This is a genomic window from Pseudomonas sp. PS02290 (assembly GCF_029960075.1).
Classification (GTDB): Bacteria; Pseudomonadota; Gammaproteobacteria; order Pseudomonadales; family Pseudomonadaceae; genus Aquipseudomonas.
The window spans coordinates 1-1,979 of record NZ_JASCOY010000203.1 but is presented as its reverse complement, the minus strand read 5'-3'; the positions used below and the strand labels follow the sequence as shown (position 1 = coordinate 1,979).

Below are 1,979 nucleotides of genomic sequence, written 5' to 3'. Positions count from 1 at the left end.
TGGAGCGCGCGCGGCGCCTGTTGGCGGATGCGGAGCAGGCGCTTGAGGACGTGGAGCGTCAGGTGCAGGGCTTGGCCGGGCGTGTGCGGCTGGGTGCCTCCACAGGGGCCATCGCACAGTTGATGCCGCAAGCTTTGGAGACGTTGGGCCAACGCCATCCCGCTATCGATGTGCAGGTCGCGGTGCTCACGTCGCAGGAAACTTTGAAGAAGCTTGCCGAGGGCTCTTTGGAGATCGGTCTGGTCGCGCTGCCACAGACCCCGGTGAAGGAATTGCGGATCGAGCCATGGCGGCGGGACCCGGTCATGGCCTTCTTGCCGGCTCGCTGGGAATGCCCGGATGTTGTGACCCCCGGTTGGCTGGCCGCCCAGCCATTAATTCTGAATGACAAAACTACTCGGCTTTCGCGCTTGACCTCGGAGTGGTTCGCCAGTGATGGACGGCAGCCCACGCCGCGTATTCAACTGAACTACAACGATGCGATCAAAAGCCTAGTGGCGGCCGGTTATGGTGCGACGTTGTTGCCGCATGAAGCCTCCACGCCATTGCCCGATACCAGGATCGTCATGCGGCCATTACAGCCCTTATTGTGGCGTCAACTTGGTATTGCCCACCGTGGTGGGGACGTCGAGCGGCCTACGCAACATGTGCTGGATGTGTTGTGGGGGTTGAGTGCGGGCTAGGGCGATGTTGTCAGAGAAAGGACCGCTTTCGACCCGGTCATACGGTGATTGAGGTCCCAGGCGTCAGCTACCGCACCTGAAGCCGTCGTTCATCGCTCCAAAGCCGGTGCCTGTCTCCGTTCGCCCAGGCCAGGGTGTCGTAGTACTTGTGCAGCAGCTCGGTAATGGCGGCGGTGTCGTCGGTCATGGGGTTTCCTTGGGGTTGGCGGTGAGGACTGCCTGGACGCGTGCTTGCAGCGCGGGCAGCACGTCTTGTTGGAACCAGGGGTTGCGCACCAGCCAGCGATTGTTGCGCGGGCTAGGGTGAGGCAGGGGGAACGCTTGCGGCCAGTGCTCGCGCCAGGCTTCGACCACCCGGGTGAGCGGCGTCTTGCCAGTACCGAGGTGGTAGTCCATGGCGTAGCTGCCCAGCACGATGACCAGCGACAGGCGCTCGAAACGCTGCATGAAGGCTTCGCGCCAGGCGGGGGGCGCACTCCGGGCGTAGCGGCAGGTCACCGCTTTTGCCGGTGCCCGGATAACAGAAGCCCATGGGCAGAATGGCGATGCGGGTAGGGTCGTAGAAGGTGTCGCGGTCCACGCCCAGCCAGGCGCGCAGACGCGCGCCGCTGGCGTCGTCGAAGGGCACGCCTGAGGCATGGACCCGGGCCCCCGGTGCTTGGCCGGCGATGAGGATGGGCGCACTCGGGTGAAACTGGAAGACCGGCTGCACGCCGTGTGGCAGATGCGGTGCGCAGCGCGTGCAGGCGCGGACGTCGGTCAGAAAGGCGTCGAGTGTCGGCATGGCGCGCTTCCGGAAAGGGTGGCTCGCGCAGGACGGAGGTGCCATCCTGCGCGAAGCGTAACCCGGCAGCAAGTCAGTGCTGGGTCAGTGTCGGATAGCCCTGGATGAATACGCGGTCGGTCTTGGCCGCCGGCACATGGCAGCCCATGCAGTCGGCTTCGTAGCTGACGGCGACATTCTTGGCGGGGGCGTCGGCCTTGAACAGCGCCCAGCCCCAGCCGTCGCCCCACAAGGGGTTGCTGGCGAAACGGCCTTTGGCGTCCTTGACCATCACGAACCACACGGCCGCATCGGAACCCCAGACCACAGGGTTGCCAGTGGTCATGGCGCTGGTTTCGAGCTTGCGGATCTCTTTCACCAGCGTGGCGCCGTCCAAGAACTTGCCGGTCTTGCGGTAGTGCTCGGCCGAGGCCTTTAGTCGCCGGCCGTGACGGCCAGTGGCAGGACGAGGGCGCTGGCGAGCAGAGCGCCGGTGAGTGCGATTTTCATCGTGTTCTCCTTATATGCCTATG

Annotated in this window: 2 protein-coding genes and 2 pseudogenes; 1 reads left to right on the top strand and 3 read right to left on the bottom strand. The window is 64.6% G+C overall.

Annotated elements, in window-relative coordinates; translation table 11 throughout:
- The coding region (locus QMX88_RS29220) for a LysR family transcriptional regulator substrate-binding protein (RefSeq protein WP_110765449.1) at positions 1-683 on the top strand (683 nt) is incomplete at its 5' end.
- 183 nt (positions 684-866) lie between these two features.
- Here the strand turns inward: QMX88_RS29220 and QMX88_RS29215 are convergent.
- From QMX88_RS29215 to QMX88_RS29205, 3 genes and pseudogenes are all read right to left on the bottom strand, one after another.
- Positions 867-1,130 carry a uracil-DNA glycosylase family protein gene (locus QMX88_RS29215; protein WP_003830781.1) on the bottom strand — a complete coding sequence of 88 codons (264 nt, stop codon included), beginning with the start codon at positions 1,128-1,130 and terminating at the stop codon, positions 867-869.
- 61 nt (positions 1,131-1,191) lie between these two features.
- Positions 1,192-1,467: pseudogene (locus tag QMX88_RS29950) on the bottom strand (uracil-DNA glycosylase family protein); the annotation flags it as partial.
- A 73-nt stretch (positions 1,468-1,540) separates the two neighbouring features.
- A pseudogene (locus QMX88_RS29205) lies at positions 1,541-1,867 on the bottom strand (cytochrome P460 family protein); the annotation flags it as partial.
- Between the last annotated feature and the right edge of the window lie 112 nt (positions 1,868-1,979).